Source organism: Methylomonas sp. Uni0009 (assembly GCF_054188105.3).
In genome coordinates this window covers 2,501,992-2,522,414 of sequence record NZ_JBTAFN010000001.1, presented here as the reverse complement: position 1 = coordinate 2,522,414, position 20,423 = coordinate 2,501,992, and the positions used below count along the sequence as shown (strand labels likewise).

Genomic DNA, 20,423 nt, shown 5'->3' with positions numbered 1-20,423 from the left:
ACCGCTTCTGTTTCATCTTTCCGAATGCGCTATGGATGATGCCGTGTTTCGAAAATCACGATTCGACAGCAACAGCTTTGGGCGCCGTAAAGCGTTTCCAAACTGCCATGCCCAGATTTTTGAAATCGTCCAGATAGGTGTAAGCCACCGGAATCACCAATAAACTCAGCAAGGTGGACGTCACCAAACCGCCGATTACGGCGACGGCCATCGGGCTGCGAAAGGAGGAATCGGCGTTGCCCATGCCTATCGCAATCGGCAACATACCGGCACCCATCGCAATCGTGGTCATCACAATCGGCCGGGCTCGTTTATGGCAAGCATCCAATAGCGCATCTACCCGGCTCAAGCCCTGTTCGCGGCGAGCAATGATGGCGTAATCAACCAACAGGATGGAGTTTTTGGTGGCTATCCCCATCAGCATTACCAAACCAATTAAAGACGGCATCGAAAAGGCCTTGCCGGTCAACAGCAGCGCCACAAAGCCGCCGCCGAAGGACAACGGCAACGCCGCCAAAATGGTGATGGGTTGCAGGAAGTCTTTAAACAGCAACACCAGCACGATGAAGATGCACAACACGCCGGTCAGCATCGCCAAGCCAAAACTGGCGAACAGCTCCCCCATCATTTCCGCATCACCGATGTTGATGCGCTTCACGCCGGCCGGCAGGTTTTTAATGCTATCCAGATTTTCCACCGCAGCGGCAACGTCACCCAGCGGCTGGCCGGACAATTCGATTTCGAAATTGATATTCCGCGACCTGTCGTATCGATCAATCACCGCTGGACCGCTGGACAGTTCCAGTTTCGCCACCTGGCCGACCATCACAGCGCCGATGCCGGGCTTGGCGGACGGCACGGCCAAGCGTTCCAATACGCTCAAATCTTGCCGGCCTTCATCGGCGAGTTTGACGACCATCGGCACCTGGCGTTGCGCCAGATTGAGCTTGGATAAAGACCAATCGTAATCGCCCAAAGTGGCGATGCGCAGGGTTTCCGCTAGTGCCGTGGTGGTCACGCCCAGATCGGCGGCGCGGGCGAAGTCCGGCCTTACCGCAATTTCCGGCCGCACCAGCGCGGCGCTGGAGGCGATGCTGCCCAGGCCGGGAATGGTTCTGAGGTCGCGTTCCAGATTGCGGGCGGCGGCGCTCAAAGCCTGTGGATCGTCGCCGCTCAATACCAACACGTATTTTTCGCCGGAAGCGCCCAATCCCACTTTGGTGCGCACGCCGGGTAGTTTTTGCAGGGCCAGGCGGATATTTTGTTCAATGGCCTGTTTACGCACCGGCCGGTCCTGGCGATTGGCCAGGGTAATCGTCAGCGTAGCTTTGCGGACCTCGCCGGCGCCCTGGTTGCCGGCCATCGGATCGCTACCCGCCGAACCGCTGCCGATGGTGGTGTAAATCGTTTTTACATAGTCGATGTTGGCAATCAATTTTCTAGCCGCTTCGGCGGAAGCGCGCGTTTGCGCCAGACTCGAACCGGGCGGCAACTCTACGAATACCTGGGTTTGCGGATTATCGTCCGCCGGGATAAAGCCGGTCGGCAATAACGGAATCAAAAACAGCGAGCCGATAAAAAACGCCGCCGCGCCGCCCATCGTAGCCAGCCTATGATGCAGACACCAGCCCGCCAACTTCATATAAGTGCGCATCACCGCACCTTCCTTGGGCTCAGAATGGTCGAGGTCTTTCAGCATATACGCCGCCATCATCGGCGTCAGCATCCTGGCGACCACCAAGGACGCCATTATCGCCAGCGCCGCCGTCCAGCCGAATTGCTTGAAAAACCGCCCAGCCACACCGCTCATGAAGGCGGTCGGCAGAAATACCGCGACCAGCGCAAACGTGGTCGCCACTACAGCCAAGCCGATTTCGTCAGCGGCCTGCATCGCGGCTTGATACGGCGTTTTACCCATCCGCAGGTGGCGGACGATGTTTTCCACTTCGACGATGGCGTCGTCCACCAGAATACCGATCACCAAGGACAAGGCCAACAGCGTGATCACGTTGAGCGAAAAGCCCAAATAATCCATGCCCAGGAAGGCCGGAATCACCGACAGCGGCAACGCCACGGCCGAAATAAAAGTGGCCCGCCAATCGCGCAAGAACAGCCAGACCACCAAAACCGCCAGCAACGCGCCTTCGTAAAGCATGGTCATCGAGCCTTGAAATTCTTCCTCGACCGGCGTGACAAAGTTAAACGCTTCGGTGAATTCGATATCCGGATTGGCGACACGCAATTCTGCCAGCGCTTTTTGTACGCCAGCACCGACCTCCACTTCACTGGCACCCCGGCTACGGGTCACTTCAAAGCCCACTACCGGTTTGCCGTTCAGCAGCGCCAACGCGCGCGGTTCCGCTACCGAGTCGTCTACCTTGGCGACTTGATCGAGCCGAATATGGCGGCCATCGGCCAGTGAAAGCTGCAAGGGCCGTATTTCCTCGACCGAGGCCACGTTGGCCAAGGTCCGCACCGGTTGCTCGCCGCTACCCAAATCGATCCGGCCGCCGGCGCTCTCACGCTGGATTTGCCGCAATTGCCGGGAAATGTCCGACGCCGTGGCGCCCAAGGCTTGCAGCTTGACCGGGTCCAACGCTATCGTCACCTCCCGGCTGACGCCGCCCACCCGATTGACCGCACCCACGCCGCGTACCGCCAACAGGCGTTTGGCTACCGTATCTTCCACAAACCAGGACAGCGCTTCTTCATCGCGCTGCGCGGAGCTGACGGTTAAGGCCAAAATCGGCGAACCGGCCAAATCCAGCTTGGTGACAACCGGATCGCGCAGGTCACCCGGCAAATCGGCACGGACTTTGGACACCGCGGAACGCACATCGTCCAAGGCTTCCTGCACCGGTTTTTCCAGACGAAATTCGGCGGTAATCGTGGCGCTGCCATCTTGGACTTTGGAAGTGATATGTTTCAAACCCTGCAAGGTGGCGATGGCGTTTTCGATTTTCCGTGCCACCTCGGTTTCCAGTTGCGACGGCGAAGCACCGGGCAGCGAGGTCGAGACCGTGATGGTGGGCAAATCCAGATCAGGGAAGTTCTGGATTTTCATCGATTTAAAGCTGAGCAAACCGGCGAAACTGAGCAGCACGAACAACATCATCGCCGGAATGGGGTTACGGATACACCAGGCTGAGACGTTCATTGTGTCACCACCCGCACGCTATCGCCGTCGGCCAAAAACGAGGCACCGCCAGCCACCAACCGATCTTCGGCGGCCACGCCGGCTAAAATTTCCACCTGGTCGCCGTTTCTGCGGCCCAATTGCACTTTGACCTGCTTGACGCGCGCCCGGTCTTCGGTTTGTTCGGTCAACAAGAATACATAACTAAAGCCCTCCCGCAGCGACAGCGCCTCTTGCGGCACCGTTAGCGCCGTGGAACTGCCCAATTCAAATTCGCCGCGGGCGAACATACCGGCACGCAAACCGGTCTGCGCGGCATGAGGTAAGTCAACATAAACCAGGCCATTGCGGTTTTGCACATCCAGGGTAGGCGCCAGGAAACGCACTTCACCGTCGATACTGCCAACATTCGGGACCTCTACCCTCACCTTATCGCCCGGTTTCAGTTGCGTCATTTCGGCGGCGGTAAGCTCGCCGCGCCATTCCAGGCGGTTTTGCCGAATCAAGCGAAACAATTCCTGACCTTTCGTGGCGACCGCGCCCAAGGTGGCGCTGCGCGCGGAAATCACGCCGTCGTCGCTGGCCAATACCTTGGTGTATTTCAGGCGTAACAATTGTGCATCCAACTGCGCCTTGGCGGATTGCAGTTTGGCCTCCGCGGTTTTCGCGCCGGTCAGATACTGATCCACTTGTTGCGCGCTCAAAGCGCCGGATACCGAGACCTTGCGCGCCCGATCGGCGTTAAGCCGCGCTTCGGCCAGATTGGCTTCGGCTTCCGCCACGACGCCGCGGGCTTGCGCGACATCGGCCAATACGCTTTCGTCCGAAAAGGTGGCCAACACCTGGCCTTTTTTAACGGCTTCGCCGATTTGCACGTTAACCGCGCTCAGGCGCAAATCGCCGATTTCGGCGCCGATCACGGCTTCCTGCCAAGCCGAAATCGAACCGTTAGCCGTGAGGCTGAGCGGAATATCATGCGTCTGCGGACGGATCGCGGACACGCTGAGCGCCGGATTGGCAGCCGGTGCTTCGGTAGATGGCGTGGGCTGGCTGACGCGGCCGATCGCTACGCCAATGCCGATTAATAGTAGTAAGGCAGCGAATAGCGCGCCTATTTTTCCCTTGGTCATGAGTTTCCTCCGTTGAAGATGTCGTTTTGATTCGGATATAAATGCGTGTTGCCGATGGCTCTAAGTTTGGCTGGGCCTGCTGTCGCCGTGTCTGGATTCGGCGACTCGCCAGCATCGGTCCAGCCGCCGCCCGCCGCGCGATACAGCGCGATCCAGGCGCCGACCTGTTCCTGCTCCAGTTCTTCTAGCGCCAGTTCAGAGGCCAGCACGTTGCGGCGGGCAGTTTCCACATCCAGCAAATTACCCAGTCCGCTTTGGTAGAGCGTTTGCAGCGCCTGAAAGTTTGCCCGGTAACCGCTGACCGCCTCGCGGCCTTGCGGCAAGCGTTGGCGGCTGCTGTCCAGACGCACCAGGGCGTCTTCGACTTCCTTGACCGCCGTGCGCACCTTGGCGCGGAAACGGCTTTCCGCTGCTTGGTATTGCACCTTGGCGACTTCCACGTCGGCCGCGCGCTTGCCGGCGTCGAACAGTGGCAAGCTCAGCGTCGGCCCTATCGCCCAAGTCTGCGCCAGCATCAACGCCGCGCCGTTGATGTTTTGCAGGGTCGGAGTGATGTTGCCGGACAGGCTCAGTTTCGGAAATTGTTTGGCCCGTTGCACACCGATATTGGCGCTGGCCTCGGCGAGGTCGCGTTCGGCGGCCGCCACGTCGGGCCGTTGCAATAACACCTTGGCCGGTAAGGACGCGATTTCGAACGCCGGTGGGTTGGGCAGTTTCGCCGCCTGATCGGCCGAGCCGTTCAGTAACGACCGCAAGTCGGCTTCCGCGAGGCCGGTCATCGCCACCAGGCTTTTGATGGAACGTTCGCACTGGGCTTGTTGTTGCAGCAAGGTTCTGCTGCCTTCGGCGGCACTGGCGGTAGCCAAGGCTACATCGCCCGGTGAGCGGAACCCGCTCTGGCCGGCAGCCGCCGCTACCCGCGCCGATTCGCGGCGCGAATCGCTGTCGGTACGCAATAGTTGCACTTGCGCTTCGCAATAGCGGTAAGACAGGTAGGCATCGGCCACTTCCACCGCCACCGCGACTCTGGCGTCGTGCCAGGAGGCGTTGCGCGATTCCAGTTGGCTTTGGGCCGCTTCCTGCTGCCGGGCCAAACCGCCAAACAAGTCTATTTCCCAGCTGGATTGCAGTCCGGCCGAGAATTGGTTCCAGATGAACGGCGTGGCGCCAAACGAAGACGAGGAGCGTTTGGAGACGAACTCGGAATCCAATTTCGGCAGGATGGCCGCATCGGCGCCCACGAGATTTGCCCTAGCTTCTTCGATGCGCGCTCGGGCGTCGGCGACCGTGGCGCTCACCTGTTCGGCTGCGCTTAACAGGCGAATCAGAGCCGGGTCCTGAAAACGCTCCCACCAGCGCATCAGCTCGGCGGGGTCGCCTTGATGCGCCTGCTGCCGTTTCCCCGCATCCGCTTGCGGCGCTTGCCAGCTCGCAGGCGTCGGCAACGGTTCTGTTTGATAATCAGGGCCGACGGTCGTCAATAAACCGCCGGAGCCGCAGGCCGAAAGCAGCAAGGGGATCAGACTCAAGCCTAGCGGCCGCGAGATATTATTGTTCATGGTCGCCATCCCGAGCGCGGCGCGCGGCTTCGCCTTCGATCATGGCCAGTGCGTAGCCGGCCAGGCGTTCGGTCAGCACGTCGATGTTTTGTGGAGAATTTAAAATTTGCGGGGAAATCACCGAGATGACGTCTTGTCCCACATAGAAATGCACCGCCATGCCTATCATCGCGAAAACCAGCCGATGTAAGTCCTCATCAATGTGGCTCAATCCCAAATGTTCCTTGAGCAGCAACACCAAAGATTCATGCTGCGGTTTGATTTCAGCGTCGATTTCCTGCTGCCAGGCGCCGGTCGGCTCGATCATCTCCCGGAAGTGCAATTTCATCACGAGTCCCAGTTCCTCACCTTTTTTCAGCGGTTCCAGGAATTCGCTGAAAAACCGGGTCAACACTTCGGGCAACGGCAAGTCGGCATAGGCGGCGACATCGGAACCGCAAGGCGTGTCGCCCATCGATTCGAAGAACGCGGCGCGATATAGACCGGCCTTATCGCCGAAGTAGTAGCGAATGGCCGAAATATTGGCGCCAGCCGCGTCGCAGATTTCCCGCGTGGAAGCGGCCTTGTAGCCTTTTTCGGCAAACAGCCGCAATGCCGCCATGACCAGCCGGCTGCGGGCATCGTGAGTTTCGGTTTCGGAGTTTTCAGGTGCGACCATGCTGCCTCTGCGGAAGTGCTTGTTAGAAAAAAATCAATCGATTGATTTAAACAATATCAATCAATCGATTGATTGTCAATTTTTGGATTGTGTTTAAAGGACAACTTTCCCTCGATTCCTGCCGAAGAATGACTTCCATTGCAACTGATTTGCACAGAAAAATCAGGTCATATGCCACAGGTAATTGCGTTAAATGACATAGTTTTAAACGTAAGCCTCCACCTACAACCCCCCTCAACAACCTTACAGCCGAGCACTATTGGAATTGGACGGCTTTATGCGTTTATTGGCACACAGCTTGCGGCAGTTTCCGTCTTTCGTTCACAAAAATCCGGAGCTTACCGCTTGTCCGTCATCGCCATAAAGCACGATCAGATAGCCGAATTATTTCTGACTCATAAAGAAGCCATCGTCGATTTTTTGCTGCGCAAGGTAAAGTGCCCCGATGCCGCACAAGATCTGAGTCAGGAAACTTATTTGCGTTTGCTGGGCAAGGACAGTCTGACACACACCGACAATCTGCCCGGTTATCTGTTTCGTACCGCCGAACGCCTGTCGATAGACTTTATTCGCCACCATCAGCGCAGCGGTGCAAAAACCCAAGAATTGAACGACGAGCTGACTTGCCCGCTTATGCAACCGGAAGACTTTGCCATTCTTAGCCAACAATGCGAACGCCTGTTGCAGGCTATCGCCAGCCTGCCGCGGCAATGCCGGCATATTTTGCTGCTGCGCAAGATCGACGAACTCACTTATGCCCAAATCGCCGGAAAACTGGGTATTTCCGAGAAAACCGTGCAACGCCAGTTGGTCAAGGCCATGTTGCACTGCCATCACATGCTAATCGGCACGCAGCACTAAACCGGCCAATCGATGACGGCGCCCAAGCTTTCGCAATCGCAAAAAATTCTTCAGCAAGCTGCGACGTGGTTCGTGGAGTTACAGTCTGAATACTGTGATGAGCAGCGGCGTCAAGCATTCGCGCAATGGCTTCTGCAAAATCCAGCGCATCAGACCGCTTACGACGACATCGCCAGCCTTTGGGGCAATCTGGACGAGCTAAAAACCGCTGAGGTCGCCGGCTTGAATACCGCGCGCTCCGCAAGGCCCCGCGTCTGGCGAAACGGCAAAATGTTAACCGTTAGCCTGCTGCTTGCTACCGTGTTGACCGGCGCATGGCTGGACCTCAAGGCACCTAGCAGAGTTTACCAAACAGGCATAGGCGAACGGCAAACCGTGCAACTGGCCGACGGTTCCCAACTGCAATTGAATACCGATACACAACTGCGCGTACGTCTGTCCTGGTGGCGCCGCGAGATTGAGTTGCAGCAAGGCGAAGCCATGTTCAACGTCGCCCATCAGGCCTGGCACCCGTTTACCGTTCATACCGGCAATCTACAAATTAAAGACATCGGCACCGTGTTTAACGTGCGACATGATAATCACGGCACCGCCGTATCGGTCTTGGAAGGCGAAGTTGCCCTACATGCCGGCCGCAGCTGGTTTGGCGAAAATTTACCCGCCGGCTTCAGCCGCAAAATAGACGCCGGCGGCCACTGGCAAAAACCCGAAAAAACCAATACCAAGCAAGTGGCGGCGTGGATCAACGGCCAACTGTTGTTCGACCACACGCCGCTGACGGAAGTCGTCGCGGAATTGGAGCGTTATCACGCCGTGCGTTTTGCGTTTGCCGATCCTGCCTTGGCCAAGCAAACCCTGAGCGGCAGTTTCAATAGCGCCGATCTCAAGCCGTTTCTGCAGGCCCTGGAAAAAATCCTGCCTATCCGCGTGCAGCGCCAAAAACAAACCGTCGTGCTTTACAGCCGCTAACAAACAGGTGTTCGTGTTTGGGTTAAAAAAATATTCCCCAAACCTGTCCAGTTTGACCTGTCTGCTTCGTTAATGGGGTATGGCGAGTCAAAAAATATTGCCACCCACGACTAACAGGAGACGATCATGGATTGCAAACTTAACACCACACCCGCGAAAAAACCGCGCCGACAGGCGCCCCTGCTGGCGTTGGCCCTAGCCGCTTCAATCGACGCAAGCGCGGCAGGCAGCACCAGCGCAAGCATAGACCTTCCCGCTCAGCCGCTGGCAGCGACGCTGGAGAACTTGGCAAAGTCCACCAATACCAAATTGATCTATGCCGACTCGATGGTGCAAGGCTTGCAAGCCCAGCCGCTGAAGGGCAAATACACTGTACAACAGGCGCTAGAAAAAGTGTTAAGTCAGAATGGCTTACAGTACGAGCAAGTAGGCGAAGGCGTCATTGCGGTTAAAAAAGTCCCCGCGCCAAAACCACAAGCCGTTAAGGACGATTCGACTTTCGAGCTGGGTGCGGTCACAGTGAGTGATCAAACCGAGAGCATGAAATTAACCAGCAAGGACATTGCCACGTCAGTGGACATCATGTACGCCGATAAGATCGCCGACCAAAACGTATTAACGGCCTACGATTTGTTCCACCGCATGCCCGGCGTTCAAGTGACCCAATTCGGCCAAGGCATCACCACCGGCAAAATGTCGTTTCGCGGTTTCAATGGCGAAGGCCGGGTCAACGCGGTGAAATTGCTGATCGACGGCGTACCGAGCAACACCAACAGCGGCGACACCTATTTTATCGACTCGCTGTTTCCGCTGGACATCGAGTCCATCGAAGTGGTGCGCGGCACCAACGATGCCCGCTACGGCCTGCACTCCTTCGCCGGCAACATCAGCATGAACACCACCACCGGCGGCAACTACGCTAAGGCCCGGGCCAGTTTTGGCAGTTTCAATACCCACGACATCCAATCCGGTCTGGGCTATGAAAAAGACGGTTTCTCGCAGAACTATCAAATTTCCTACCGCGCCAGCGACGGCTACCGCGACCATAGCGACACCGACAAAAACAGCTTTTCCGGCAAATGGTTCTATACGCCGGACAACCAAAAATACAAAATAGGTTTGATCGCCCGCTGGAGCGAAGCCGGCGCCCAAGAACCCGGCTATATGACTTACCAGGAACAGTTACTCAATCAAACCCAAACCTTCACCCGAAACGCCACTGACGGCGGCAAACGCACGGTTGGCCAGGTCAGCACCCACTTGGACGTCAACCTCAGCCCGACCTTATTCTGGTCGTCCAAGGTCTACGGCACATTGTTCGACGACCAGCGTTATGTCACCTATGGCCCTGGCGCAGCACAGCAAGAACGCGACCGCGACGAAATTCAGTACGGCGCGATGACCTCGCTGACCTACCATCCGGTGGTTAGTTGGTTGGACGACTTTTCGCTGGAAACCGGCTTCGACTTCCAACAACAGGAAAACAAATATCTGCGTTATCTAACCGATAGCAGGGTTCGCCGTAGCAGCGGTTTGCGTAACGACGAAAAGTGGGATTTCTTGAACTACGGCGGCTACATCCAGGCGATCATCAAGCCTTTCAAATGGTTGAAACTGACGCCAGGTTACCGCGCCGACATCGTCGACGGCAGCTTCTTCAGCTATCGCCCCGGCTCAGCGTTCGGCTCCTACCCCCTTAACGACTACGGCACGATTTCGCAACCCAAAATAGGCGCGGTGATTACGCCGATAGAGGGCTACAGCCTTTACGGCAACTGGGGCCGCACCTTCCAGGTCGGCCTGGGCCAAGCCACCTTCATCGGCCGTAACCAAGCGAATATCGGCCCGTCGTTGAACGATGGCTGGGAAGTGGGTGTCAAGCTGAAACCGGTCGAGTGGGCCGAGGGCCGGGTCGCCTACTGGTCGCAAAATGCCAGCAACGAAATTAGCCGCGATCTGGCCAGCGTGGAGTCGAGCCAAATAGGCCCCACACTGCGTCAGGGCGTGGACATTGAAGTCAAGGTTTATCCAACCGATAAAGTCGGGGTTTGGGCCGCCTACTCGTTGCAGGAAGCTAAAGTCACCAATCCACCGGCGGTTTCGGCTGGCACGATGGAATACGTCGCCGGCAATCAGGTCGTCAATACCCCGAATTATTTGTTTTCGGCCGGTATCGACTACCAAATCCTGCCGCAACTGCGCTCTTCGCTGTGGACCAGCGGCCAAGGCGACTACTTTGTCGATCAAGCCAACCAACGCGGCCAATACGGCGAATACGCCCTACTCAACCTGGATTTAGGCTACCAGGTGACCAAGGAAGTGGAATTGCAATTTCAAGCTAAAAACCTGACCGACGTTCGCCGGGAATATGTTTGGTATTCCGAATCATTCGGTGCCACCGCCCAACCGTTCTTCTCGCCCGGCGACGGCATTGCCTTCTACGGCGCCGTCAACGTCAAGTTCGACTACTAAGCTCGTATCGCCATGAAATCGACGGCCAACAAGAAACAGGCTAGACGCCAATTCTGGCTGGCCGTACATTTATACCTCGGGCTGTCGTTGGGCTTGATCATCGCCCTGGTCGGCCTGACCGGCAGCCTTTTGGTGTTTTATATCGATCTGGACGAGTGGCTGAATCCACAGTTGATCATTTCCGAATCCAGCGCCCAGCGGCAAAGCTACGAGGATATTTTTCAAGCCCTACGTCGCGCGGAGCCTACGCGGCAACGCGGCTGGCGGCTGGAAATTCCCGACGATCCGCGGCGCGCCATCACCGCCCGCTACTATAAACCGCAAGAAACCGAGCATCACGGCTTTGCGCCGCTGATGCTGTCGGTCGATCCTTATACCGGTACGGTCCTCGCCAATCGTTTCTGGGGCGAATTTGCGATGACCTGGCTTTACGATTTGCATTACAAGCTGCTACTGGATAATCCCGGCAAAATTTTGATGGCCATCGTCGGCGGCTTGTTGCTGATGTCCTTGATCAGCGGCGTCTATCTGTGGTGGCCTCCACTACACAAATTAAAGAGCGCTTTGAGCCTAAAGCGCCATGCCAGCCGCGAACGCCTAAATTACGATTTACATAAACTGGCGGGCGTCTACAGCCTGATAGTGATGCTGGTATTGGCGATAACCGGGGTAGCCTTGGAGATTCCGCAATACGTTAACCCGATACTGGGTTATTTCTCGCCTTTGCAGGCATCGCCCGCGCCAAAATCCGCCATCAGCGAAAACAACCCAGCGCGCATCAGCCTGGATCAAGCCGTCGCGGTCGGCCAAGCCCGGTTTCCGCAGGCGCGCCTGTGTTGGATAGAGACACCGCACGACGCCAACGGCAGCTATCGCATCAATTTACGCCAGGCTGGCGAGCCCAGTCAGCGCTTTCCCAAAACCAATGTCTGGGTCGATCAATATTCCGGCCAGGTGTTGGCGGTCAGCAATCCGGACGAATTTGGCGGCTCCGACACAATCATCAACTGGCTGCATCCGCTACATACCGGAGAGGCGTTTGGCTTGACCGGGCAATTGCTGGTGTTGGTTGCCGGCTTGCTCTGCCCGCTGCTGTTCATCACCGGCGTCATACGCTGGCTGCAAAAACGCCGCGGCCGGCAACTGCGTCCTCGGCACCAGCAATCGGCAAAAAACTCGCCCCTACCGCCCGCCTTACAGAATCGATAAGCTCGTTATTGCCTAGTTGACAGCCAATCGCTCAACTTGTCTGTCAACGCCTAAGTATTTGCAGAAAATCCGCTCGACTCATCTAAAATCTGCATAATTACTTGATTTGTTTCGGTGCTGTCTGCTGCAAACAATCGCCGCCTAATTCTTAATTTTTTTGGCCCATAGCTCATGTCTCACAGTAATTCCGCCTCAGCCATCATTTATGCGTTCGCCGCTAATCTGGGTATCGCTTTGATCAAAACCGGCGCTGCAATCTGGACCGGTTCCGGCTCGCTGCTGGCGGAAGCCATTCATTCCTTTGCCGATTGCGGCAATCAGGTCTTGCTGTTTATCGGCATGAAACGCTCCGCGCGGGCGGCAACCCAACACCACCCGATGGGCTATGGCCGGGAAGCATATATCTGGTCGATGATGGTAGCGATTACGCTATTCTCGGTTGGCGGCTTGTTCTCGATCCACGAAGGTTGGTTGCGTTTTCACGAAGCGCACACCGTGGAAAACGCCGGTATGGCTTTGGCGATACTGGCTATCGCCGTGGTTTTGGAAGGTTTTTCGTTGCGCGCGGCCTTGGGGGCCATGGCAAGCGAACGCGGCGAACGAGGCATGTGGCAATGGTTTAAAGAAACGCAATCCAGCGAATTGATGGTGGTGATCGGCGAGGACTTGGCGGCGCTGCTTGGTCTGGTGATAGCCGCGGCGATGCTGGGCTTGACTATGCTTACCGGTAATTCAATGTACGACGCAGTGGGCTCGATGTTGATTGGTGCCTTATTGGTCGTCGTAGCGGTTTTAGTTGGCCGGGAAGTGCATTCTTTGCTGCTCGGTGAGGCCGATGCGGGGATTCGCGATGCCGTTCGCGGCTATCTGGAAAAGCAAGGCTGCGTCAACCGCGTACTGAATATTTGGGCTATTAGCCACGGCAGCCAAGTGATGCTGGCCATTAAAGCCGAATTGCCGGCGGATTTAAGCGTGGGGGAAGCTGTTGAATTAATTAACGGAATGGAAAAACAGATCAAAACCGACCATCCCCGCATTAATTGGGTCTTTTTCGAAATCGATAATTCTGATTAAATAATATAGTCAAATGTTTAGGCCACATATCTGGAGCAAAGTAATAACTTGAGCACCCTACCCAAAACCCGTTTAGCGTTACTTTCTCTAGCTTGCCTAATGCTGCAAAGCGCTCCTGCGTCCGCCAGATATGCGGCGATTGTGATCGACGCCGACACCGGCCGCGTGGTTCACGAAACCGAGTCCACGCAACGCTGGTATCCCGCGTCATTGACCAAAGTCATGACTATCTACTTAACGCTGTCGGCATTGGAAAATGGTCGCCTGCGACTGACCGACACCGTGTTCGCATCAAAACACGCCGCCTCGCAACCGCCTTCCAAACTAGGTTTGCGCACCGGCCAAAGTTTGACGGTGGAACAAGCCATCATGGCGGTCACCACCCGGTCCGCCAACGACGCGGCGGTCGTGCTGGCGGAAAAGCTGGGCGGTACGGAAAGCAATTTTGCGGCGATGATGACCCAGCAAGCGCGCACGCTGGGCATGTACAACAGCTCGTTCGAAAACGCCAGCGGCTTGCCGGACGACGGGCAAATCAGCAGCGCCCGCGACCTGGCCTTGTTATCTGCTGCTTTGATTCGCGATTTTCCGCAACACTATCATTATTTTTCGGCGACGGAATTTAACTACAAAGGCCGGGTAATGCCCAATACCAACCGCATCCTGAAAAGCTATCCGGATGCCGACGGCCTGAAAACCGGTTTTACCTGCGGCTCCGGCTACAACCTGATCGCCTCGGCCAAACGCAACGGCCACCGCTTGATAGGCGTGTTACTGGGCGCGCACAGTAGTGGCGAACGCTTCGAACAAATGGGTAATTTATTGGACATGGGCTTTGCCAATAGCGAAAAAGGCCTGTTCGGCGAGCATATTTCGCAATTGAAGGATTACAGCGCCCTGCCGCCACCGTTTCAATTGTCGTCCAACCGTTGTGCCGGCAGTGCGGAACAAATGGGTGCCGACTCCGGCAGTAGCCGTTATGAGCCGATTCGCATTAATGCGCCATACAACAGCCGCCGCGAAAAGCTCACGCAATTGGCGCAAGCCAAACCGCAAAGCCGCGGCAATGTTTGGACCGTCAGCATGGGAAGTTTCCCCAGAAAAATCGACGCCGATGTGAATCTGCAGCGTGCGCGTAATGCTCTCGGCCCGTTAGCTAAAACCGGGCGGGCCGGCATCGTCAAAACCAAAGTCAAAAACGCCACATCTTGGCGGGCGCAATGGACCGGCTTACAGCAAGACGACAGTCAGGATTTTTGTCGGCGCTTGCGCGCCAAACATATGGATTGCAGCGCCTCGCCGCAACCTCGAACCAGCTTGACAACAGCATCCAACCCAACGAAGCAGCTTCGCCGCGTCAGCCATCGCAAGTCGTAATTTATAAGTCAGTAATGGGGCGGACGCTCATCGACCGCCCCCGCTTGTCGCTCATCCAGCGCCAGGCTTTTGATCTTGTCGTGCAGCAACTTACAGGTTTCTTCCAGTTTGCCGATTTGCTTTTGCTGGTCCGCCACCACTTGGTTCAACGCCTGAATCAAATCTTCCTGATACGCTTGTTTGATCTCCAATTCGATGAATCTTTCTTCGCTCATGGCTCCCGCCGCTGACTGTGTAAATTTGCCATTCTAATCGAAAATCCCGACAGTTTTGCCGCATGCACTCGCACAGCTTCTATAAACTCGCTATCATTGATAAGTCATCAACATAGCGAGGATGCAACTATGGCAACTATTACAGATCCGGTCATTGGCCGCTGGTATAAAGACCTGGAAAGTAATCTTACCTTCAAGGTGGTAGCGATTGAAGGTAACGACGAATCGGTGGAAGTTCAGTTCGCCAACGGCGATCTGGGCGAATACGACAACGAATCCTGGTACGGCTCCACTATCGATTACATTGAAGACCCGGAAGACTGGAGCGCGCCGTTCGACGAGTTGGAAGCCGACGACCTGGGCTACACAGACCCCGATAGACACGCCCGCCCGGATGCGGAAGATTTGGACATTAGCGATTTGTTGGATTGAGATAATTTATGAGAATGACCCCGCAACAATTTCTGGACTGGGAATCCAAGAGTATCACCCTGCTGGCCATGTCCGGCGCCGGCAAAACCACCCTCTCCGCCAAGTTACCCAGGGATAAATGGTTTCATTATTCCGGCGACTACCGCATCGGTACCAAATACCTGGAAGAGCCGATTCTGGACAACATCAAGCAGCAAGCCATGGGCGTACCGTTTTTGCGCGATTTGCTGAAATCCGACTCGATCTACATCTGCAGCAATATCACCGTGGAAAACCTGGCACCGGTGTCCAGCTTTCTCGGCAAAATCGGCGATCCGGCCAAGGGAGGCTTGTCGCAAGCCGAATTCAAACGCCGCCAGGCGCTGCATCATCAAGCCGAAATCGCGGCGATGAACGACGTGCCGGACTTTATCCATAAGGCCGAAGACATCTACGGCTACAAACATTTCATCAACGACGCCGGTGGTAGCGTTTGCGAACTGGATTGTCCGGAAGTCCTGGAAAATCTGGCCAAACACACATTGATCGTCTACATCAAAATTCCGCCGGCTTTGGAACAGACCATCATCGACCGCGCCAAAAAAGATCCCAAACCCCTGTACTACCGCCCTGAATTCGTCGATGAAAAACTGGACCAATTCATGAGTGAGCGCGGTTACAGTTCTACCGATCAGATTCCACCGGACGAATTCGTCAGCTGGGTATTTCCGGAGTTGTTCAAAGCCAGGGTACCGCGCTACGAAGCGATTGCCGCCCAGTACGGCTACACCATCAGTGCCGACGAAACCGCCAAAGTTAATAATGAAGACGACTTTATCCGTCTGATTGCCGAGGCGATTGCCCGGCAACAATCTTGAGACCGTTCTTGTAATGCCGCTAGTTGCCCATACCGCTTTACCCACTTTTCAGCGCCTGCTCGGAGAAGGCGAAGAAATTCTCAGCCCGGATCGCGCCAGTCACCAATCGATTCGAGAACTGCACATCGGTTTGTTGAATATCATGCCGGACGCGGCACTGGAAGCCACGGAGCGCCAGTTTTTCCGCTTGGTCGGCGCCTGCAATCAAATCGCCCAGTTTCATGTGCATCCGTTTACGATTGAGGGCCTGGAAAGAAGTCCGCAAGCCCTGGCGCATATTCAGCAATATTACGAATCCTTCGAGCAAATCAAGCAAGACGGCCTGGATGCCTTGATTATCAGCGGTGCCAATGTCACCCACGACCATTTGCAGGAGGAAGATTTTTGGCGGCCGTTAACCGAAGTGTTCGAATGGGCCACGCAAAACGTCACCTCGGTACTGTGTTCGTGCCTGGCCACCCATGCCTTTATTCAGCATTGTTACGGTGTGGAGCGCACGCGCCTGCCGGCCAAGCGTTGGGGCGTGTTTTCCCATAAAGTGGTCGATAGGCAACATCCCCTGGTGGCGGAAATCAACACCCGCTTCGATGTGCCGCATTCGCGTTTTAACGAAGTGTTTCAGCGCGACATGGAAACACACGGACTGAAAGTCCTGGTGGCCAGCGAATCCGCCGGTGTGCATCTGGCCGTTAGTCCGGACGGATTTCGCGTCGTCTTCTTCCAGGGTCATCCGGAGTACGACGATATTAGCCTGCTCAAAGAATACAAGCGCGAAGTACTGCGTTATTACAACGGCGAGCGCGACGACTACCCACCCTACCCCGAGCATTATTTCGATAACGAAGTGCAACAGCTACTGGCCGAGTACACAGAACACGTGAAAGAAGCCAAGCTTGGTAACTGCCCACTGCAAGCCATGCCAGAGCAACAAATCATCGAGCACTTGGACATCACCTGGCGGGATTCCGCTAAAGCCGTGTTTAATAACTGGCTGGGGAAGGTTTATCAGATCACCAACGAAGACCGCCGATTGCCGTTCATGGACGGTATTAATCCTGATAATCCGCTGGATTTGTAATGCACGAAGGCTTTCTAAACCAAGCCATCGCACTAGCCTGCGATAACATCGACCAAGGTGGCGGGCCGTTCGGCGCGATTGTCGTTAGAGACGGCGAAATTATTGCCGCCAGCGGGAATCGGGTGACGCCGGATCTGGACCCGACCGCTCACGCCGAAATCGTCGCCATTCGGCTGGCTTGTCAAAAACTAGGCGATTTTCAATTAAGCGGTTGCACGCTCTACACGAGTTGCGAGCCTTGCCCGATGTGCTTGGGCGCCATCTATTGGGCAAGACTGCAAGCCGTTTACTTTGCTTGCGACCGTTTCGACGCCGCTAAAGCCGGGTTCGACGACGGTTTTATTTACACCGAAATCGACAAACCCGCCCTGCAACGCCGGATCGTCATGCAGCAACTCTCGCTCGACTCGGCCAATCGCCCCTTCCAAATGTGGCGGATCAAAACAGATAAAATTCGCTACTGAGCCGCCGCCGGCTGTTCCGCCGGTTTAGCGGTTGCCTCACCTTTAATTTTAATCAACCAGCCATCCTGACCCAAACAGCCGCTCTCCAATTTGCTTTCTGCGGATTTAGCGGTGACATGCACACGGGCAAATCCCGGCGTCAATGGCGGCAATTTCGCGGTCACAAAGTAAAAGTTCTTTTTATCCACTACATTGACTTTCATTTTTTCGCCACGCGCTTCGGCGGTCACGGTCAATGGATCGGCATTGTGGGAGATATGAAAAGAGATTTCCGTACCCGCATCGACCTCGGCTTTTTGTTCAGGCACAAAATCCCGGAATTTGGGCCTTTTACACTCTTTCAAGCGCTCTTCTTCTTCCGGCGATAAAGCCAGGGCCGCCGTTGAAAACACCATAGCACCCAGCAAGCACGCACCTCTCCAGCGATTTGACAATTTCATGACTAGCTACCCTCTTGTTGTTATTGTAATGTTGGAAACGCCGGTCAATGCGGCGCATCCTTTAAAATACCAGCACTTTGAACTTTAATCAGTTTTCTTGCTTTGTTCAATCTTTGCGCCTTTTACCCACCCGACTTGCGGTTTTAAACTTCTACCCCATCGCCGTCGAGAACATGTAAAATCGCCGCCTTTCCCTTTCTCATTCACAGACATGACGAACTTCAGAGGCACCACCATTCTTTCCGTCAGACGCGGCGATAAAGTCGTGATCGGCGGCGATGGCCAAGTCACCCTGGGCAACACCGTGATGAAGGGCAATGCCCGTAAAGTCAGACGCCTGTACCACGACAAAGTAATTGCCGGTTTCGCCGGCGCGACGGCCGATGCGTTTACCTTATTCGAACATTTCGAAGGCAAGCTGGAAAAACATCGCGGCAATCTGACCCGTGCCGCCGTGGAAATGGCCAAAGACTGGCGCACCGACCGCGCCCTGCGCAAGCTGGAAGCGTTATTGATCATTGCCGACAGTAAAACCTCGCTGGTGATTTCCGGCACCGGCGACGTCATCGAACCGGAATACGACTTTATCGCCATCGGCTCCGGCGGCGCGTTTGCGCAAAGCGCTGCGCGCGCCTTACTGGAAAATACCGAACTCAGCGCCCGCGAAATCGTCGAGAAATCGCTAGGCATTGCCGCCGATATTTGCATTTACACCAACCACAATCTGCGCATCGAAGAATTAGACGCCGAACCCCAACCGGCACAAGAGTAAAACCATGAGTCAAATGACCCCGAGAGAAATCGTCAGCGAACTGGACAAACACATCGTCGGCCAAGCCGCCGCCAAACGCTCCGTCGCAATAGCCCTGCGTAACCGCTGGCGCCGCAGCCAGGTTACCGCCGAGCTGCGCGATGAAATCACCCCGAAAAATATTCTAATGATAGGCCCCACCGGCGTCGGTAAAACCGAAATCGCCCGCCGTCTGGCTCGCTTGGCCAACGCGCCTTTCATCAAAATTGAAGCCACCAAATTTACCGAAGTGGGTTATGTCGGCCGCGACGTGGAATCGATTATTCGGGACTTGATCGATAGCGCCGTGAAAACCACCCGCATTTCGGCGATGGAACGTGTGCAAAACCGCGCCGCCGATGCCGCCGAAGAAAAAGTGCTGGATATTCTATTGCCGCGCGCCGAAGGCGGCATGCTCTCGGAATCCGAGGAATCCACCCGGCAGAAAATGCGCAAAAAACTGCGCGAAGGCGATTTGAACGATAAGGAAATTCAAGTAGACGTTGCCGCGCCGGCAATGGGTGTGGAAATCATGGCGCCGCCGGGCATGGAAGAAATGACCAGCCAGTTGCAAGGCATGTTCCAAAATCTGGGCAGTGGCCGCACCAAAACCCGCAAATTAAAAATTAAAGATGCCTTGAAACAGTTGCAGGAAGAAGAAGCCGGCAAACTGGTCAACGAAGAAGAAATCAAGCAAGCCGCGCTGGAAGCGGTTGAGCAACATGGCATCGTGTTTCTCGACGAAATCGACAAGATCTGCAAACGCGCGGAAATGGGCGGCGGCGAAGTGTCCCGCGAAGGCGTGCAGCGCGATTTATTGCCGTTAGTGGAAGGCAGCACCGTCACCACCAAATACGGCATGATCAAGACCGATCATATTCTGTTTATCGCCTCCGGCGCGTTTCATTTGACCAAGCCGTCGGACTTGATTCCGGAATTGCAAGGCCGCTTTCCAATCAGGGTCGAGCTGAACGCCTTGAGCGCGGACGATTTCGTGCGGATTTTGACCGAGCCCGACGCCTCGCTGACCGAGCAATATCAGGCACTCTTGAAAACCGAAGGCGTAGACGTACAATTTACCGCCGACGGCATTCAGCGCATTGCTGAACTGGGCTGGCAAGTCAACGAAAAAACCGAAAACATTGGCGCGCGCAGATTACATACGATTCTGGAAAAACTGCTGGAGGAAATTTCCTTCAATGCGCCGGACCTGGCCGAAAAATCCATTACCATCGATGCCGCTTACGTGGACTCGCACCTGATGGAACTGGCCGATGATGAAGACCTTAGCCGCTACATTTTGTAATTATGCGCGTCAAAATCACCCCCGCTCAGCGTGTGCCGACCGAAATCAAGCTGCACAAGGTTTCGGCGATCCTGGAAATTCATTTCGACGACGAGAGCATTTACGAGCTGCCCAGCGAATACCTGCGGGTGTTCACCCAGTCGGCGGAAGCGGTTGGCCATGGCCCCGGCCAGGAAACCCTGCAAATCGGCAAGGAAGACGTGACGATTACCGACATCCAGCCGGTGGGCAATTACGCCATCAAACTGGTGTTCAGCGACGGCCACGACACTGGCATTTACAGCTGGGATTTGCTGTATAAATTGGGTTCGGAGTTCCCGTTGCTTTGGTCACAGTATCTTGAAACCCTGAAAGCCGCCGGCCTCAGCCGCCGCTCGCCCATCCATAATTAAACGA

The 20,423-nt window shown here is 55.6% G+C and carries 19 protein-coding genes; 13 read left to right on the top strand and 6 right to left on the bottom strand.

All coding sequences use genetic code 11. The features are described 5' to 3' along the window. Positions 1-55: 55 nt before the first annotated feature. From ACWAU0_RS11970 to ACWAU0_RS11955, 4 genes are read right to left on the bottom strand one after another with little or no spacing between them, the layout of a single operon-like run. Positions 56-3,157 (bottom strand): efflux RND transporter permease subunit, encoded by a 3,102-nt coding sequence (locus tag ACWAU0_RS11970; RefSeq protein ID WP_458136794.1) that lies wholly within the window; start codon positions 3,155-3,157, stop codon positions 56-58. Continuing rightward, entirely contained in the window at positions 3,154-4,266 is a 1,113-nt protein-coding gene (locus ACWAU0_RS11965; RefSeq protein WP_458136793.1) for an efflux RND transporter periplasmic adaptor subunit, read from the bottom strand. The genes ACWAU0_RS11970 and ACWAU0_RS11965 overlap by 4 nt, the downstream gene beginning before the upstream one ends. Beyond that, positions 4,263-5,825 (bottom strand): efflux transporter outer membrane subunit, encoded by a 1,563-nt coding sequence (locus ACWAU0_RS11960; RefSeq protein ID WP_458136792.1) that lies wholly within the window; start codon positions 5,823-5,825, stop codon positions 4,263-4,265. The genes ACWAU0_RS11965 and ACWAU0_RS11960 overlap by 4 nt, the downstream gene beginning before the upstream one ends. After that, the gene (locus ACWAU0_RS11955) at positions 5,815-6,483 is read right to left on the bottom strand and encodes a CerR family C-terminal domain-containing protein (protein ID WP_458136791.1); all 669 of its coding nucleotides are present in this window, start codon (positions 6,481-6,483) and stop codon (positions 5,815-5,817) included. The genes ACWAU0_RS11960 and ACWAU0_RS11955 overlap by 11 nt, the downstream gene beginning before the upstream one ends. 345 nt (positions 6,484-6,828) lie before the next feature. Here ACWAU0_RS11955 and ACWAU0_RS11950 point away from each other — a divergent pair, with 345 nt between their 5' ends. From ACWAU0_RS11950 to ACWAU0_RS11925, 6 genes are all read left to right on the top strand, one after another. After that, positions 6,829-7,344: an RNA polymerase sigma factor gene (locus tag ACWAU0_RS11950; protein WP_033158403.1), complete on the top strand. Its 516-nt coding sequence runs from the start codon at positions 6,829-6,831 to the stop codon at positions 7,342-7,344. Between the two features lie 12 nt (positions 7,345-7,356). Further along, complete coding sequence (locus ACWAU0_RS11945; RefSeq protein ID WP_458136790.1) at positions 7,357-8,313, top strand: FecR family protein; 957 nt, start codon at positions 7,357-7,359, stop codon at positions 8,311-8,313. A gap of 126 nt (positions 8,314-8,439) precedes the next feature. Next, the gene (locus tag ACWAU0_RS11940; protein ID WP_458136789.1) at positions 8,440-10,785 is read left to right on the top strand and encodes a TonB-dependent receptor; all 2,346 of its coding nucleotides are present in this window, start codon (positions 8,440-8,442) and stop codon (positions 10,783-10,785) included. A 12-nt stretch (positions 10,786-10,797) separates the two neighbouring features. After that, a complete protein-coding gene (locus ACWAU0_RS11935) occupies positions 10,798-11,994 on the top strand; it encodes a PepSY-associated TM helix domain-containing protein (RefSeq protein WP_458136788.1) in 1,197 nt (398 codons plus the stop codon). A 171-nt stretch (positions 11,995-12,165) separates the two neighbouring features. Beyond that, positions 12,166-13,068 carry a cation diffusion facilitator family transporter gene (locus tag ACWAU0_RS11930; RefSeq protein ID WP_458136787.1) on the top strand — a complete coding sequence of 301 codons (903 nt, stop codon included), beginning with the start codon at positions 12,166-12,168 and terminating at the stop codon, positions 13,066-13,068. A gap of 99 nt (positions 13,069-13,167) precedes the next feature. After that, positions 13,168-14,445 carry a D-alanyl-D-alanine carboxypeptidase family protein gene (locus ACWAU0_RS11925; RefSeq protein ID WP_458136786.1) on the top strand — a complete coding sequence of 426 codons (1,278 nt, stop codon included), beginning with the start codon at positions 13,168-13,170 and terminating at the stop codon, positions 14,443-14,445. 8 nt (positions 14,446-14,453) lie between these two features. Here the strand turns inward: ACWAU0_RS11925 and ACWAU0_RS11920 are convergent, their stop codons facing one another. Further along, positions 14,454-14,660, bottom strand: a complete 207-nt coding sequence (locus ACWAU0_RS11920) for a SlyX family protein (RefSeq protein ID WP_033158397.1) — start codon at positions 14,658-14,660, stop codon at positions 14,454-14,456. A 129-nt stretch (positions 14,661-14,789) separates the two neighbouring features. Here ACWAU0_RS11920 and ACWAU0_RS11915 point away from each other — a divergent pair, with 129 nt between their 5' ends. From ACWAU0_RS11915 to ACWAU0_RS11900, 4 genes are read left to right on the top strand one after another with little or no spacing between them, the layout of a single operon-like run. Then, positions 14,790-15,092, top strand: coding sequence for a DUF6763 family protein (locus tag ACWAU0_RS11915; RefSeq protein WP_033158396.1), 303 nt, complete (start codon positions 14,790-14,792; stop codon positions 15,090-15,092). An 8-nt stretch (positions 15,093-15,100) separates the two neighbouring features. Further along, positions 15,101-15,949, top strand: coding sequence for an ATPase (locus tag ACWAU0_RS11910; protein WP_033158395.1), 849 nt, complete (start codon positions 15,101-15,103; stop codon positions 15,947-15,949). Positions 15,950-15,962: 13 nt separating this feature from the next. Then, on the top strand, positions 15,963-17,027 hold the full coding sequence (gene metA / locus ACWAU0_RS11905) for a homoserine O-succinyltransferase MetA (RefSeq protein WP_458136785.1): 1,065 nt from the start codon (positions 15,963-15,965) through the stop codon (positions 17,025-17,027). Next, positions 17,027-17,491 (top strand): nucleoside deaminase, encoded by a 465-nt coding sequence (locus ACWAU0_RS11900; protein ID WP_205451218.1) that lies wholly within the window; start codon positions 17,027-17,029, stop codon positions 17,489-17,491. The genes metA and ACWAU0_RS11900 overlap by 1 nt, the downstream gene beginning before the upstream one ends. On the opposite strand, the gene ACWAU0_RS11895 is transcribed toward ACWAU0_RS11900, so the two are convergent. Further along, positions 17,485-17,931, bottom strand: a complete 447-nt coding sequence (locus ACWAU0_RS11895; RefSeq protein WP_458136784.1) for a hypothetical protein — start codon at positions 17,929-17,931, stop codon at positions 17,485-17,487. The two genes, ACWAU0_RS11900 and ACWAU0_RS11895, sit on opposite strands and share 7 nt — an antisense overlap. A gap of 211 nt (positions 17,932-18,142) precedes the next feature. Here ACWAU0_RS11895 and hslV point away from each other — a divergent pair, with 211 nt between their 5' ends. Genes hslV through ACWAU0_RS11880 form a run of 3 tightly spaced genes read left to right on the top strand, consistent with a single transcriptional unit; the run spans position 18,143 to position 20,419 of the window. Beyond that, positions 18,143-18,703 (top strand): ATP-dependent protease subunit HslV, encoded by a 561-nt coding sequence (hslV, locus tag ACWAU0_RS11890; RefSeq protein WP_020483114.1) that lies wholly within the window; start codon positions 18,143-18,145, stop codon positions 18,701-18,703. Positions 18,704-18,707: 4 nt separating this feature from the next. Further along, the gene (gene hslU / locus ACWAU0_RS11885; RefSeq protein ID WP_458136783.1) at positions 18,708-20,027 is read left to right on the top strand and encodes an ATP-dependent protease ATPase subunit HslU; all 1,320 of its coding nucleotides are present in this window, start codon (positions 18,708-18,710) and stop codon (positions 20,025-20,027) included. A 2-nt stretch (positions 20,028-20,029) separates the two neighbouring features. Beyond that, on the top strand, positions 20,030-20,419 hold the full coding sequence (locus tag ACWAU0_RS11880; RefSeq protein WP_458136782.1) for a gamma-butyrobetaine hydroxylase family protein: 390 nt from the start codon (positions 20,030-20,032) through the stop codon (positions 20,417-20,419). Positions 20,420-20,423 lie beyond the last annotated feature (4 nt).